Consider the following 13,458-nt stretch of genomic DNA (forward strand, 5'->3'; position numbering starts at 1 on the left):
CGGGGGGCGAAACTCCTCTAGCATCCGCGCCTCGAACGCCAGGCCGGGGGAGGATGCATGACGGCGACGGAAACGGGGGTCGACACCCAGGCGCCCAAGGACATCCTGACGCCGGGGCTTACCCCGCTGGCCCGCGCCAAGGCGATCCTGGGCGGATCGGCCGGCAACCTGGTCGAGTGGTACGACTGGTTCGCCTATTCGTCCTTCGCCCTTTATTTCGCGCCCCACTTCTTTCCCCAGGGGGACCCGACCGTTCAATTGCTGCAGACGGCGGCGATCTTTGCGGTCGGCTTCCTGGCGCGTCCGGTGGGCGCCTGGCTGATGGGGCTCTACGCCGATCGGGCCGGGCGGAAGACGGCTCTCACCCTGGCGGTGGCGATGATGTGCGCCGGATCGCTGATCATCGCCCTCACCCCCGACTACGCCGCCATCGGGGCGGCGGCGCCGGCCATCCTGCTCGTTGCGCGCATCCTGCAGGGGCTTTCGGTCGGCGGCGAGTACGGCGCCAGCGCCACCTACATGTCGGAAATGGCCAGCCGCCAGCGGCGGGGCTTCTGGTCGTCGTTCCAGTACGTGACCCTGATCCTCGGCCAGCTGCTGGCGCTGGGCGTCCTGATCCTGCTGCAAGCCGTCATGGATCCCGCCGACCTGGCGGCCTGGGGCTGGCGCATCCCGTTCTTCATCGGCGCAGCCCTGGCCGTGGTGGTGTTCTTCATCCGCCGCGGGCTGGAGGAGAGCGCCTCCTTCATGGCGGCGCAGGCGGAGGGCGGGCCCCGCTCCACCACCATGATGCTGTTCCTGAAGTTCCCGCGGGAGAGCGCCATCATCTTCGCGCTGACCGCCGGCGGCTCGCTCGCCTTCTACGCCTACACCACCTACATGCAGAAATTCCTGGTCAATACGGCGGGCTTCGCCAAGGAGACCGCCACGGCGATCACCGCCGCGGCTCTGACCATCTACATGTTCGCCCAGCCCCTGTTCGGCTGGCTGTCGGACCATCTGGGCCGACACCGGACTATCGCCTTCGCCTTCGGCGGGGGGGCGCTCGCCACCTATCCGGTCATGTCGGCCCTGGCCGGGACCAGCGACGCCTTCACGGCCTTCGTCCTGATGACGCTGCTGATGCTGATCCTCTCGGGCTACACCTCGGTCAGCGCCGTGGTGAAGGCCGAGCTTTTCCCCGCGCATGTACGCGCCCTGGGCGTGGCCCTGCCCTACGCCATCGCCAACGCCATCTTCGGCGGCACCTCGGAATACGCCGCCCTGTGGTTCAAGGCCGAGGGGATCGAGAGCGGCTATTACATCTATGTCTCGGCGATCATGACCGTGGCCTTCCTGGTGGCGCTGCGCCTGCGCAACACCAACCGCGAGAGCCTGATCCGGGAGGACTGACGGCCGATGGACCTCACCCGCGTCTTCTCGGCCGCCGATTTCGCCGCCCTGGCGATCTTCGTCGTGTGCTGGTTCGCCTATGAACCTCTGCTGAAGGCCATCGCGCGAGGCCGCGGCGCGATCAACACGGACATGACGGTGCTGAGGCTCGCCTGGATGCGCAACATGGCGGTGCGCGAGAACCGGTTCATGGACGGCCAGCTTCTGGGCCACACCCTCAACTCGGCCTCCTTCTTCGCCTCCTCCAACCTGATCCTGATCGCCGCGGCGGCGGGCGTGCTGTTCGGCGGCGAGGCGACCTTCCGCTCGGCCTCCAGCCTGATCGTGCTGAAGACCTCCTCGCGCCTGCTGTTCGAGACCCAGATCGCCCTGGTGGTGCTGGCGCTCGCCCGCGGGCTGCTCGATTTCATCTGGTCGATCCGGCAGATGAACTACTGCATCGCTGTGATCGGGGCGGCCCCCGACACCGAGGACAAGGCCCGCCAGCAGGCCTATGGCGAAGCCGCCGCCCAGCTGATGAACCCGGCGCTCTCGGCCTTCAACGCCGGGGTCCGCGGCTATTACTTCGCCCTGGCTGCGGCGGCCTGGCTGTTCGGTCCCATCGCCTTCGCCGTCGCCACCCTTTCGGCCGTGGCCCTGCTCCTGTACCGCCAGCGCCGCTCGCCCGCCGCCAAGGCGGTGAACACCCTACGTCGCTTGATCGAGGAGCCTTAAAGCCCGAGCTCGGCCCGCGCCTTGCGGGTCAGCTTGGCGGCGATCAGCTGGTGGGAGACGGAGAGCCAGCCGGCCGCATCCTCGGCCTCGGCGTCGTCGAGGTCGACCAGCACCCACTGACCCTTGGCGAGATAGGGCGCCTGACGCCCCGGACCGCCGTCCTCCGTCAGGACCACGAAGCCGATGTCGGTGACCTTGAACGACAGCCCGCCGGACAGCCCGCAGATGGCGAACACCTTGCCGCCGACCTTGTAGACGTCGGAGCCGCCCCACTGGACGACCTTATCCGTCGCCGGCAGGGCCAGGGCGATCGCCTCCACCTCCTCGCGCGTCACGCCCTGACGCCCACCCCGATGGGGCAGCTGACGCCCGTGCCGCCGACGCCGCAATAGCCGTTCGGGTTCTTGGCCAGGTACTGCTGGTGGTAGTCCTCGGCGAAATAGAACTCCGGCGCCGCGGCGATCTCCGTGGTGACCGCGCCGTAGCCGCGTTCGGACAGCGCCTGCTGATAGGCCATCTTCGAGGCCGCGGCAGCCTGGGCCTGGGCGTCGTCATAGACGTAGATCCCGGACCGGTACTGTGTGCCGATGTCGTTCCCCTGACGCATGCCCTGGGTGGGGTCATGGCCTTCCCAGAACACCTTCAGGAGCTCCTCGTAGGTGACCGCCTTGGGGTCGAAGACCACCAGCACCACCTCCGCATGGCCCGTGCGGCCGCTGCAGACCTCCTCATAGGTCGGATTGGGGGTGACGCCGTTGGAATAGCCCACCGCCGTCACCCAGACGCCCGGAACCTGCCAGAACTTGCGCTCCACGCCCCAGAAGCAGCCCATGGCGAACTGGGCCAGCGCCAGGCCTTCCGGATAGGGGCCTTTCAGCGGCCGGCCGTTGACGAAGTGGGTCGCGGCGGTGGGGATCGGCGCCTGCCGGCCCGGCAGGGCTTCCTCGGGCGTGGGAAGGTCGAGGGTCTTCTTGGCGAAGAGCATGGGAGCGGACCTGATGTTTGCGGAACCTCCCGAAGATAGGCGCACGCGGCGCCGATTGCACGATGGCGGCGGCTGACCGAACGGCGTTCTTGTGTCAAGCTTGCTGAAAAGCTTCCAGGGAGGAGGCGCCCATGATCCCTGTTCGCAACATCCTTCTGGCCGGCGCCATGCTGGCCCTGCTGGCAGGTCCCGCCTGGAGCGCGGGCAGCGGCGGGGGCGGGGGCGGCGACCTGCCGTCGGCCTCGGGCCCCAGCTACGACCCCGCCGCCGAATACGCCAAGGGCGTGGCGGCCCTGAACGCCGGCCAGGCGCGCGAGGCCGAACGCGCCTTCACCCGGGTGGTCCAGGCCCTGCCGCGCAACGCCGAGGCCTGGCGGCTGCTGGGCGCGGCCAACGCCGCCCAGGACGACCACAAGGGCGCCCGCCGCGCCTATGAACGGGCGCTGAAGATCGAGCCCGACGACATCCAAGGGCGCCAGGGCCTGGGCGTGGCCCTGGGCGCCCTGAAGGACGCCAAGGCCGCGGAACAGCTCGACTGGCTGCGCGCCCGCGCGGAGGCCTGCGGCGGCTGCGCCGAGGCCGCGGCCCTCCAGACGGCGGTGCGGGCGGTGGAGGCGGCGACCGGCGCCGGCCCCGCCGCGATCCTGGACCACCCGCTGGTCTTCGCTAGTGCAGACGAAGGCGACAGCGCCTATCTGGCGGCCGTCGCCCTGATCAACGAGCAGCGCTACGACGAGGCCCTGGAAAGCCTCGACCGCGCCCGGGCGGCGTTCGGGCCCCACCCCGACATCCTCACCTATCAGGGCTTCGCCTGGCGCAAGAAGGGGGCGTTCGACCGGGCGGAAAGCTATTACCGCCAGGCGCTCGCGGTCGCCCCGCAACATCGGGGCGCGACCGAATACTATGGCGAACTGAAGGTGGAGCGCGGCGACCTGGCCGGCGCGCGCAGGATGCTGGCGCGGCTGGAGCGGACCTGCGCCTATGGCTGCGCCGAGGCCGAGGAGCTGCGCCGGTGGATCGAGGCCGCAAGCGCGCCGGCCTCCTAGGCCTCGCCCTGCTCCTGCCCTTCGCCGCCGGAGGATCGGACGCCGGGGACCTGACGATCCGCGCCGCCGGCTGGCTGGCGCCGGGCGCCGACCGCATCGCCGCCCTGACCACCGAGCCGGCCGAATGCCTGGCCTTGCCCGCCGATCCCGCGCGGCGGCGTTCGGTGGAGATCGGTCGCGCGGCCTTCCGCACGCCGGTGCTGCTGGGCGGCCAAGCGGCGCGCGCGGGCCTCTCCTGCGAGAGCTGCCACCGCGCCGGGCGCGACAACCCCGAGTTCCGCTTTCCCGGCGTTTCCGGCGCGCCGGGCGCCGCCGACGTCACCCACTCGCTGTTCTCCGCCCGTCGCGGCGACGGCCGTGACAACCCCGTGCCGATCCCCGACCTTTCGACCGGCGAGGCTGCGCGGAAGGTGTCGCCCGAGGCGCTGCCCGGCTTCGTCCACGGCCTGATCGTGGAGGAATTCGACGGCCCCGAGCCGCCGCCGGCCGTGCTGGCCGGCGTGGTCGATTACCTGAAGGCGCTGACGCCGGCGGCCTGCCCGGCGGAGCCCGCTGTTCCCATCACCGCGGCGGCCTTGATGTCGGACGTCCGCCGCGCGATCGCCGCCGCTCAAGCCGCGCCCGATTCGGCCACTTCGGCCCTGATGGTCGCCGCGGCCCGCGCGCGGCTGGGCCTGATCGACGAACGCTTCGCAGGCCCAGGGCTGGCCGCCGAACGCCAGGCCCTGCGCCAGGCCGACCGAAGGCTCGCCCAGGCCGCCGCCCAAGCCCGCGCCGGCGATCCGCGCCTTGCCGAAACCCTCCGCCGATGGCTCGCCGCAGCCCCCGCCCTGGAGGCGCGGCTGCAGCGCCGGAAGGGCCTTTCCCTCTTCGTCCCGGACCGCATTTCGCCCGCGACCTGACGCCGCTTGCCCCGCGAAGCGTCATCGCTATATTGCGCGCCTTCCGCCGGGGGCCTGCTCCCGAACGGTGCGTGGTGAGGTGGCCGAGTGGTTGAAGGCGCACGCCTGGAACGCGTGTATAGGTGAAAGCCTATCGAGGGTTCGAATCCCTCTCTCACCGCCACATCGCCGTTCGTCCAGCCGACAGATCGGCGAGGCTGCCTGCGCGGGACGGCCCCTCCAGCCCCCAACATTCACCCATCCGGCGCCGGCTGATATGGATGCGTACGGGGCGGATCTCGGAGTTGGGCATGGGAAGCGCGAAGACGCAGCGGCGCACGGCGGCGGCCAAGCGCCCCGGGCCGGATCTGCGCGCCAAGTCCCGCCCCTCGCGCCGCAACGGCGTCACCACCTATGAGACCATCCTGGCCACGGCGGGCGAGGTTCTGGCCGAGGTCGGGTTCGAGCGCCTGACCACCAATCTGGTCTGCGAGCGCGCCGGCCTGACGCCACCCGCCCTCTATCGCTATTTCCCGAACAAGTACGCCCTGCTCTCCGAGCTCGCCCGCCGGCTGATGGCGGCTCAGGACGAGGCGGTCTTCGCCTGGCTGGACGCCGGCCTCGACGAGGCCTCCAGCGTCGAGGAGGCGGTGCGCAACAACCTTGAACTCCGAAAGCGCCTGCGGGCGGTGACGCGGGACTTTCCGGGCGGCGCCTGGATCCTGCGGGCGATCCGGGCGATTCCGGCGCTTCAGGAGGTCCGCGCCGCCTCGCGCGAAGCGGTGCTCGCCCGCCTGATCGAAAGCCGCCGCGTCCGGTTTCCGGAGGTGAGCGAGCGGCGGCTGCGCACGGCCATGCGGCTGTCGGAGCTGATGACCTACGCCGCCATCGAAATGATGGCGGACGATCCCGACCTCGAGGAGGATCTGGTGGCCGAGGAGCTGGCCTGGATGGCGACGCACTACTTCCAGGGCCTCGCCGCCCGTCGATAGGCTGAAGGCGAAGCAAAGGGCGATTGCCACGCCCGCTTGCGGATCGCTAGGATAGGTTTTGCTATCTTAAAGATCGAGCATCGGGGGGCGCTTCATGCTGGCCTGCTACACCGACCGCCTGAGCGCCCGGCCCGGAGAGCGCATCGCCCTGCACGCCAGCGCCGCCGACGGCCCCTGCCGGCTGGAGATCGCCCGCGTGGGCGCGACGGTCGAGCCGGTGCTGCGGCTGGACGGCCTCCAAATCGGCGACCATCCGGTCCCGCCGAACGTCGACCGCGACGGCTGCGGCTGGCCGGTCGCTTTGGAGATCCCCATCGGAGAGGCTTGGCGGTCGGGCTATTACGACATCCGGCTGATCGACGCGGCCGGCGCCGAGGCGCGCCACTTCGTCTGCGTGAAGCCGGCGCGGAACCGGCCCAGCGCCCGCGCGGTCATGGTGCTCGCGACCAACACCTACCTCGCCTACAACTGGTGGGGCGGGGCCAACGCCTATGCCGACGTCACCGCCCTGATGTCGCGCAAGGCGCCCTTGGCCGAAGCGATGGAAGGCGCCATCGGCGTGCTCTCCACCCAGCGCCCCTTCGCGCCCCTGATCGTCGCAGCTCCCGAAGGGGCGCCGCGGCTGGTGACGCTGGAGAAACGCGGCTTCAAGGCGCCGCCAGGCGTGGGCGCGCGGCTGCCCGGCTACCGGCCTTCGCCCTATGACGGCTCGGCCGGCTTCCTGAACAAGTGGGAGCACGCCTTCGTCGCCTGGGCCGAGGGCGAAGGCTACCGGCTCGACTACGTCACCGACTACGACCTGGACGCGGAGCCGGACCTGCTGGAGGGCTACGGCGCCTGCCTGATGGTCGGCCACAGCGAGTATTGGTCGGGGGCGGAACGCGATCAGGTCGAGCGGTTCGTCGACCGCGGCGGCAAGCTGGCGATATTCTCGGGCAACAGCTGCTTCTGGAAAGTGCGGTTCGAGGACGACGGCAAGACCTTCGTCTGCCACAAGTGGCGCGGCTTCGAGGCCGAGGACGTGGAGCCGGACCGCGCCACCCACCTCTGGTCCCATCCGGCGTTCGGACGCCCGGAGGCGGCGCTGACGGGCTTGAGCTTCCTGTTCGGCGGCTATCACCGGCTCGGCATGTGCGTCTCGCGCGGCCAGGGCGGCTACACCATCTACGACGACCGGCACTGGGCGCTGGAGGGGTCGGACCTCTTCTATGGCGACGTGCTGGGCGGCGACCTGCCGCTGATCGGCTATGAGAGCGACGGCTGCCGGTTCGAGTTCGCGCCCGACGGCCGGCTGCGGCCGGTCCCCATGCTGGGCGTGCCGGCAAACCTGGAGATCATCGGCATCGCCCCTTGCGCCTTCGGCGAGGAGCCGGACCGCGGCTACGCTCCGATCATTCCGCCGGAGAAGCTGGACGTCGTTGCGAACGTGATGTTCGGCGACGCCAGCGCGGAGAACCAGGCGCGGGTCCTGCGCGGCCACGCGGTGCTGGCGAGCTTCCGGCGCGGCGAGGGCGAGGTGTTCAACAGCGGCACGACGGAGTGGGCGCACGGCCTGAAGGCGAAGGACCCCTTTGTGGAGATCGTCACCCACAATGTGCTCAAGCGGTTCGGCGTCGGCCGCGGGGCCGCGGCCTGACGGAGATCACCGCTTCTGGCCGTAGGTCCCGAACCGCTCGAGGATCCGGTCCATCTCCGCCGCGTCGAGCAGGGTCGGCCCGCCGATGGCGAGGGTTCCCCAATAGACCGCCGCCTGCTCCTCCACCTCCTCGGCGATGGCCAGCGCCGCGCGCAGGCTACGGGCCACCACCACCTGGCCGTGATTGGCCATGAGCGCCGCCGAGCGGCCGTCCAGGGCGGTGGCCACCGCCTCGGCGAGCTCTTCGGAGCCGAAGGTGGCGTAGGGCGCCAGGGGGATGGAGGCGCCGCCGCCGACGGCGACCATGTAGTGGAGGGGCGGAATCTCCTTGCCCGCGCAGGCGAGGATGGTGGCGTGGCGTGAATGGCAGTGGACCACCGCGTTCGCTTCCGGTCGGCGGTCGAGCAGGCCCCGGTGCATCCGCCACTCGCTGGAAGGCTTAAGCGCGCCCGGATCGGTGGTCCCATCCGGGCGGACCCGCACCATCTGGCCGGCGGAGAGCCTGGCGGGCGTCACGCCGCTGGGGGTGACCAGCATGTCAGCCCCCATGCGCACGGCCAGATTGCCGGAGGTCCCGCGGTTGAGGCCGCGCGCCTCCAGCGCGACCATGATCTCCACCATTTCCTGGCGCAGTTCGGCTTCGCTCGGCACTTGGTTACTCCTTCGCACGCAGGGGCAGGTTGCGCATAGCCTGCTCGGCGGCCTCGAAACCTTCCAGCCGGCCGAGCGTGCCCAAGCCCTGAGCGACCAGGGCCGCCGCCGCGCCGGCGAAACGGCAGGCTTCCAGGGGCTCCCAACCGCAGGCGAGGGCGGCGATGAAGCCCGCACAATAGGAATCGCCACAGCTCGTGGTGTCCACCGGTACGATGTCGTGGGCGGGCAGGGCGTGACGCCCGGTCGGCAGCACGGCGTAGGCTCCACGCGCGCCGTTCTTGATGATGCAGGCCTTGACGCCCCAGCCCAGGAAGGCGTCGGCGGCTGCATCCAGATCCTCGGTTCCGGCGAGCGCCTGGGCCTCGGCCGCGCTCGGCATGAAGTAGTCGACGTGCGGCAGGAGAAGCTGAAGCTCCTCCCTCACCCGAGCGTTGAGGGCGATCAGGTCCAGGGTGGTCACCGCGCCGCCCGCCTTGGCCGCCCGGAGCGCCTCGGCGCCCGCACCGCCGTCGAGCCGGGGGCCGCCGACCCCGCCATAGTGGACGAAATCCGCGCGCTGCGCCGCCTCGACGACCGCCGCATCCGCACCCGCCAGCATGCCGGCGCCCAGGGCATGGAAGTTCGGCCGCCGGCCGCCGGAATCGATGGCGAGCACCGTGGTCGAGGTCGGCCGCCCCTCCATCCGCGTCAGGAGGCCGGTATCGACGCCCCCCTCCTCCAGGGCCAGCCGCACGAGGCGCCCCGCCAGATCGTCGCCGACGGCGGAGGCCAGCTTGGTCGGCATTCCCAGGCGCGCCGCGACATAGGCCGCGCCGCCCGCGGTGCCGGCCGGCGACAGCGCGATCCCCTCCACCAGCGTGGTCGTCTCCGCCCGCGGCAGGGCGTCGATCGGCCGAACCGTCACGTCCAGAGTGGTGAGCCCGATCGCCAGCAGCGTTCGTTCCATGCGGGTCCTCCAATCCCGCAGGAGACTTAGCCTCGCAGAGGTAAGATAGTCAAAGCTATCTCAACGGGATCGCGCTTCAGCCGACGACGGCCGCGCCCTCGCGCCAGGCGCGCATGCGTTCGCCGTGGCGGCCGAATTCCAGGCGGGCGATGGCGCGCAGGTGCACCTCGTCGGGCCCGTCGGCCAGGCGCAGGGCGCGCATGCCGGCATAGGCCTTGGCCAGGCCGAAGTCTTCGGAAAGGCCGCCGCCGCCGTGGGCCTGGATGGCGTCGTCGATCACCTTCAGGGCTGTGCGCGGCGCCGCCACCTTGATCATGGCGATCTCCTGCTGGGCGGTCTTGTTGCCGGCCTTGTCCATCATGTCGGCGGCCTTCAGGCAGAGCAGGCGGGTCATCTCGATGTCCATCCGCGCCTCGCCCACACGCTGCTCCCAGACCGACTGGTCGGCCAGACGCTTGCCGAAGGCGACGCGGGACAGCAGGCGGTCGACCATCTTCTCCAGAGCCACTTCGGCCGCGCCGATGGTGCGCATGCAGTGGTGGATGCGGCCCGGGCCCAGGCGCCCCTGCGCGATCTCGAACCCGCGGCCTTCGCCCAGGATCAGGTTCTCGGCCGGCACGCGCACCCCGCGCAGCACCACCTCGGCGTGGCCGTGAGGGGCGTCGTCATAGCCGAACACCGGCAACATCCGCACGACTTCCACGCCGGGCGCGTCGAGCGGCACGAGGATCTGCGACTGCTGGGCGTGGCGGGCGCCGTCGGGGTCGGTCTTGCCCATGACGATGGCGACCTTGCAGCGCGGGTCGCCCACGCCCGAAGACCACCATTTGCGCCCGTCGATCACGTACTCGTCGCCGTCGCGCCGGATGGAGGTCTGGATGTTGGTGGCGTCGGAGGAGGCTACGTCCGGCTCGGTCATCAGGAAGGCCGAGCGGATCTCGCCGTCCATCAGCGGCCTCAGCCACTTCGCCTTCTGGTGCGCCGATCCGTAGCGGTGCAGGACCTCCATGTTGCCGGTGTCGGGCGCCGAGCAGTTGAAGACCTCCGAGGCGAAGCCGACGCGTCCCATCTCCTCGGCGCAAAGAGCGTATTCGAGGTTGGACAGACCGGCGCCGCGATAGTCATCCTCATCGTGTTCGGACGGCGGCAGGAACAGGTTCCAGAGGCCTTCCGCATAGGCCTTGGCCTTCAAGGTCTCGATGACCGGAATGACCGACCAGCGCTCCGGCCCCTGCTGCGCCATGTGGGCCTGATAAGCGGGGATCGCCGGATAGACATGCTCGGCCATGAAGGCGCGCACGCGGTCGCGCCAGACGCGCTGGCGGTCGGAAAGGGTGAAGTCCATTGAGCTTGTCTCCTGTCGTGTCGCCGCCGCCGACAGTGAGCCCCGCCCGCGGCGCCGGAAATGACGCAGATCAAGTCCGCGCCGGTCCGGAGGCTCCACCCTTCCTTAACCCTGCGACCCGCTGTATCAGGGCAGAACAATTCCCGAACACCGAACCGTCGCGTAAGCTTCTCCGGTCCATCTCGAGTCGCCCATGTCCGCCCCGCTCCGCATCCTTGGCCTCGACCCCGGCCTCCGCCGCACCGGCTGGGGCGTGATCACGATCGACGGGGCGCGGCTGGCGCACATCGCGCATGGGGTGATCGCGCCCAAGGACAGCCTGCCCTTCGCCGAACGCCTGCTCGTCCTCTTCAACGCCCTCTCGGAAGTGGTGGCGGCCCACACTCCGCACGAGGCGGCGGTGGAAGAGACCTTCATGAACAACAACGCCGCCTCGGCCTTGAAGCTCGGCCATGCACGGGCCATGGCCCTGGTCGTTCCGGCGCGCGCAGGCCTGCCGGTCGCCGAATACGCCGCCACGGTCGTCAAGAAGTCGGTGGTCGGCACCGGCTCCGCCGACAAGGGTCAGGTGGGTTTCATGATCCGCCGCCTCCTGCCGACCGCCGGCGAAACCGCCGCCGACGCCGCCGACGCCCTGGCCGTCGCCATCGCCCACGCCCACGCGCGGAAAGTCCGCCGGATGGGAGCCGCCGCATGATCGGCCGCCTGCGCGGTCTGGTGGCCGAGATCGGCGAGGAGGACGCCCTGATCGACGTGGGCGGAGTGGGTTACGTGGTTCGCTGCGGCTCGCGCACGCTCGGCCGCTTGCCGCCGGTGGGCGAGGAGACGGTGCTGCACATCGAGAGCCACTGGTCGGAACAGGGAGGGATGCGGCTCTACGGCTTCCTCGGCCGCGACGAGCGGCGCGCCTTCGTGATCCTGCAGGCGATCCAGGGCGTAGGGCCGAAGGCCGCGCTGGGCGTCCTGGACGTCCTCTCACCGCCCGAACTCGCCGCCGCGGTGGCGCGGCAGGATAAGGCGGCCGTCGTCCGCGCCAACGGAGTTGGGCCGAAACTCGCCCTGCGCATCGTGGTGGAGCTGAAGGACAAGCCGATCTCCGACGCGCCGGCCGCGGCCTTCCACGCCTCTGTCGAGGCGCCCGCCGCCCCGCCCGCCCACTCGGCGGTGGGCGACGCCGTGGCGGCGCTCATGGGCCTGGGCGTGGCCGAGGTGAACGCGCGACGCGTGGTTGAGCAGGCCGCCCTGCGCCTGGGCGAGGCCGCCGAGGTCCCGGCGCTGGTGAAGGCCGGCCTCCAGGAGTTGGGCCGGTGAGAGGCGAGCGGCCATGAGCCGCCTCGTCTCCGGCGAACCGGCCCCGTTCGAGGCCTCCGACCGCGCCCTGCGGCCGCAGACGCTGGCCGAATTCGTCGGCCAGCAGCAGGCCAAGGCCAATCTCTCGGTGTTCATCGACGCGGCCAAGGGCCGGGGCGAGGCGCTGGATCACGTGCTGCTGTTCGGCCCCCCAGGCCTGGGCAAGACGACGCTGGCCCAGATCGTGGCCCGGGAGCTGGGGGTGAACTTCCGCGCCACCTCCGGTCCGGTGCTCGCCAAGGCCGGCGACCTGGCGGCGATCCTCACCAATCTCGAGCCGCGCGACGTCCTCTTCATCGACGAGATCCACCGCCTGGCCGCCAATGTGGAGGAGATCCTCTATCCGGCCATGGAGGACCACGTGCTGGACCTGGTGATCGGCGAAGGTCCCTCGGCGCGCTCGATCCGCATCGACCTGGCGCCCTTCACCCTGGTGGCGGCCACCACCCGGGCGGGGCTGCTGGCGACGCCGCTGCGCGACCGGTTCGGCATTCCGATCCGGCTGGAGTTCTACACCCATGCGGAGCTGTCTCAGGTGCTCACCGGCGCCGCCCGCAAGCTGTCGCTGGACTTGGCCGAGGACGGGGCCGCCGAGATCGCCGCCCGCTCGCGGGGCACCCCCCGCGTGGCCGGCCGGCTGCTGCGTCGGGTGCGGGACTTCGCGGAGGCCGAAGGTGCGGCGACCATCGACCGCGCTGCGGCGGCGCGGGCGCTCGCCCGCCTCGACGTCGATCCCGCCGGGCTGGACGCGCTCGACCGCCGATACCTGCGGGCCCTGATCGAGAACTACGGCGGCGGACCGGCCGGAGTGGAGACCCTGGCCTACGCCATCGCCGAGGCGCGCGACGCGGTGGAGGACGTGATCGAGCCTTTCCTGCTGCAGCAGGGTTTCATCCAGCGCACGCCGCGCGGCCGGATGGCCTGCGCCAAGGCGTACGCCCATCTCGGCCTGACGCCACCGCCCCAGCCGCCGGGGGCCGGCCAGGCCAGCCTGTTCGACGAGGAATAGGGACGCTAAAGGGGCGGCATGGAAGCTCCGATCCCGTCCGCCGGCGTCATCCAGGGCCGAGAACACGTCTTGCCCGTGCGGGTCTATTACGAGGACACCGACTTCACCGGCGTGGTCTATCACGGCGCTTATGTGCGGTTTTTCGAACGCGGTCGCTCGGACTTCCTGCGAGCGATCGGGGTCCGGCACGCCGACCTGCTGGACCGCCCCGACCCGGCGGCCTTCACCGTCACGCGGCTGGACATAGCCTTCAAGCGCGCCGCGCGCATCGACGACGCGCTCGCCGTCCGCACCACCTACGAAGCCGCCCGCGGCCCGCGGTTGTACGTGGCCCAGCGCATCACCCGCGGCGAGGAGTTGATCGCCACCGCCGCGGTGGAGGCGGCCTGCATCGATCTCGCCGGCCGGCCCCGCAAGCCGCCGCCGGGGATGCTCGACCTCATCTCGCCTTACTTCGCGAGTTCCTGAGAAACGACGCGCCTGTATCTGCGTTAGCACGCCATTAACC

At 70.8% G+C, this 13,458-nt stretch carries 15 protein-coding genes and 1 tRNA gene; 11 read left to right on the top strand and 5 right to left on the bottom strand.

The features are described 5' to 3' along the window. The first annotated feature begins 57 nt into the window (after positions 1 to 57). Both ACK41C_RS01900 and ACK41C_RS01905 read left to right on the top strand, forming a co-directional pair. Entirely contained in the window at positions 58 to 1,392 is a 1,335-nt protein-coding gene (locus ACK41C_RS01900) for an MFS transporter (protein ID WP_409649786.1), read from the top strand. 6 nt (positions 1,393 to 1,398) lie between these two features. Next, complete coding sequence (locus ACK41C_RS01905) at positions 1,399 to 2,106, top strand: DUF599 domain-containing protein (RefSeq protein ID WP_409649788.1); 708 nt, start codon at positions 1,399 to 1,401, stop codon at positions 2,104 to 2,106. Here ACK41C_RS01905 and ACK41C_RS01910 read toward each other — a convergent pair. After that, the gene (locus ACK41C_RS01910; protein WP_409649790.1) at positions 2,103 to 2,441 is read right to left on the bottom strand and encodes an MmcQ/YjbR family DNA-binding protein; all 339 of its coding nucleotides are present in this window, start codon (positions 2,439 to 2,441) and stop codon (positions 2,103 to 2,105) included. The genes ACK41C_RS01905 and ACK41C_RS01910 overlap by 4 nt on opposite strands. Continuing rightward, complete coding sequence (gene msrA / locus ACK41C_RS01915) at positions 2,438 to 3,091, bottom strand: peptide-methionine (S)-S-oxide reductase MsrA (protein ID WP_409649792.1); 654 nt, start codon at positions 3,089 to 3,091, stop codon at positions 2,438 to 2,440. The genes ACK41C_RS01910 and msrA overlap by 4 nt, the downstream gene beginning before the upstream one ends. Before the next feature lie 131 nt (positions 3,092 to 3,222). On the opposite strand from msrA, the gene ACK41C_RS01920 reads away from it, so the two are divergent. The 5 genes from ACK41C_RS01920 to ACK41C_RS01940 all read left to right on the top strand — a co-directional run bounded on the left by ACK41C_RS01920 (position 3,223) and on the right by ACK41C_RS01940 (position 7,646). Then, positions 3,223 to 4,137, top strand: a complete 915-nt coding sequence (locus tag ACK41C_RS01920) for a tetratricopeptide repeat protein (RefSeq protein WP_409649795.1) — start codon at positions 3,223 to 3,225, stop codon at positions 4,135 to 4,137. Continuing rightward, positions 4,104 to 5,039, top strand: coding sequence for a hypothetical protein (locus tag ACK41C_RS01925; RefSeq protein ID WP_409649798.1), 936 nt, complete (start codon positions 4,104 to 4,106; stop codon positions 5,037 to 5,039). The genes ACK41C_RS01920 and ACK41C_RS01925 overlap by 34 nt, the downstream gene beginning before the upstream one ends. Positions 5,040 to 5,112: 73 nt before the next feature. Continuing rightward, positions 5,113 to 5,202, top strand: a tRNA-Ser gene (locus tag ACK41C_RS01930). 127 nt (positions 5,203 to 5,329) lie between these two features. Further along, positions 5,330 to 6,010, top strand: a complete 681-nt coding sequence (locus ACK41C_RS01935) for a TetR/AcrR family transcriptional regulator (protein WP_409649800.1) — start codon at positions 5,330 to 5,332, stop codon at positions 6,008 to 6,010. A gap of 94 nt (positions 6,011 to 6,104) precedes the next feature. After that, complete coding sequence (locus ACK41C_RS01940; protein ID WP_409649802.1) at positions 6,105 to 7,646, top strand: N,N-dimethylformamidase beta subunit family domain-containing protein; 1,542 nt, start codon at positions 6,105 to 6,107, stop codon at positions 7,644 to 7,646. 6 nt (positions 7,647 to 7,652) lie between these two features. On the opposite strand, the gene ACK41C_RS01945 is transcribed toward ACK41C_RS01940, so the two are convergent. The 3 genes from ACK41C_RS01945 to ACK41C_RS01955 form a co-directional block, all read right to left on the bottom strand. Further along, positions 7,653 to 8,297: a class II aldolase/adducin family protein gene (locus ACK41C_RS01945; protein WP_409649805.1), complete on the bottom strand. Its 645-nt coding sequence runs from the start codon at positions 8,295 to 8,297 to the stop codon at positions 7,653 to 7,655. A 4-nt stretch (positions 8,298 to 8,301) separates the two neighbouring features. Beyond that, on the bottom strand, positions 8,302 to 9,246 hold the full coding sequence (locus tag ACK41C_RS01950) for a carbohydrate kinase family protein (RefSeq protein WP_409649808.1): 945 nt from the start codon (positions 9,244 to 9,246) through the stop codon (positions 8,302 to 8,304). Between the two features lie 76 nt (positions 9,247 to 9,322). Then, complete coding sequence (locus ACK41C_RS01955; RefSeq protein ID WP_409649810.1) at positions 9,323 to 10,591, bottom strand: acyl-CoA dehydrogenase family protein; 1,269 nt, start codon at positions 10,589 to 10,591, stop codon at positions 9,323 to 9,325. Positions 10,592 to 10,784: 193 nt separating this feature from the next. Between ACK41C_RS01955 and ruvC the strand changes: the two genes are divergently transcribed. Genes ruvC through ACK41C_RS01975 form a run of 4 tightly spaced genes read left to right on the top strand, consistent with a single transcriptional unit; the run spans position 10,785 to position 13,418 of the window. After that, a complete protein-coding gene (gene ruvC, locus ACK41C_RS01960) occupies positions 10,785 to 11,288 on the top strand; it encodes a crossover junction endodeoxyribonuclease RuvC (RefSeq protein ID WP_409649812.1) in 504 nt (167 codons plus the stop codon). After that, entirely contained in the window at positions 11,285 to 11,902 is a 618-nt protein-coding gene (ruvA, locus tag ACK41C_RS01965; protein WP_409649815.1) for a Holliday junction branch migration protein RuvA, read from the top strand. The genes ruvC and ruvA overlap by 4 nt, the downstream gene beginning before the upstream one ends. Positions 11,903 to 11,915: 13 nt before the next feature. After that, entirely contained in the window at positions 11,916 to 12,950 is a 1,035-nt protein-coding gene (gene ruvB, locus ACK41C_RS01970; protein ID WP_409649817.1) for a Holliday junction branch migration DNA helicase RuvB, read from the top strand. Positions 12,951 to 12,968: 18 nt separating this feature from the next. Beyond that, entirely contained in the window at positions 12,969 to 13,418 is a 450-nt protein-coding gene (locus ACK41C_RS01975; RefSeq protein WP_409649820.1) for a YbgC/FadM family acyl-CoA thioesterase, read from the top strand. The last annotated feature ends 40 nt before the right edge of the window (positions 13,419 to 13,458 follow it).

The sequence above is a fragment of the Phenylobacterium sp. genome (genome assembly GCF_046290725.1).
GTDB lineage: Bacteria > Pseudomonadota > Alphaproteobacteria > Caulobacterales > Caulobacteraceae > Phenylobacterium.

Bases quoted from the DNA above. Each gene is read 5' to 3' on its own strand.
- ACK41C_RS01900 (WP_409649786.1), top strand. From the start codon at position 58: ATGACGGCGACGGAAACGGGGGTCGACACCCAGGCGCCCAAGGACATC.
- ACK41C_RS01905 (WP_409649788.1), top strand. From the start codon at position 1,399: ATGGACCTCACCCGCGTCTTCTCGGCCGCCGATTTCGCCGCCCTGGCG.
- msrA (WP_409649792.1), bottom strand. From the start codon at position 3,091: ATGCTCTTCGCCAAGAAGACCCTCGACCTTCCCACGCCCGAGGAAGCC.
- ACK41C_RS01920 (WP_409649795.1), top strand. From the start codon at position 3,223: ATGATCCCTGTTCGCAACATCCTTCTGGCCGGCGCCATGCTGGCCCTG.
- ACK41C_RS01935 (WP_409649800.1), top strand. From the start codon at position 5,330: ATGGGAAGCGCGAAGACGCAGCGGCGCACGGCGGCGGCCAAGCGCCCC.
- ACK41C_RS01940 (WP_409649802.1), top strand. From the start codon at position 6,105: ATGCTGGCCTGCTACACCGACCGCCTGAGCGCCCGGCCCGGAGAGCGC.
- ACK41C_RS01950 (WP_409649808.1), bottom strand. From the start codon at position 9,246: ATGGAACGAACGCTGCTGGCGATCGGGCTCACCACTCTGGACGTGACG.
- ACK41C_RS01955 (WP_409649810.1), bottom strand. From the start codon at position 10,591: ATGGACTTCACCCTTTCCGACCGCCAGCGCGTCTGGCGCGACCGCGTG.
- ruvC (WP_409649812.1), top strand. From the start codon at position 10,785: ATGTCCGCCCCGCTCCGCATCCTTGGCCTCGACCCCGGCCTCCGCCGC.
- ruvA (WP_409649815.1), top strand. From the start codon at position 11,285: ATGATCGGCCGCCTGCGCGGTCTGGTGGCCGAGATCGGCGAGGAGGAC.
- ruvB (WP_409649817.1), top strand. From the start codon at position 11,916: ATGAGCCGCCTCGTCTCCGGCGAACCGGCCCCGTTCGAGGCCTCCGAC.
- ACK41C_RS01975 (WP_409649820.1), top strand. From the start codon at position 12,969: ATGGAAGCTCCGATCCCGTCCGCCGGCGTCATCCAGGGCCGAGAACAC.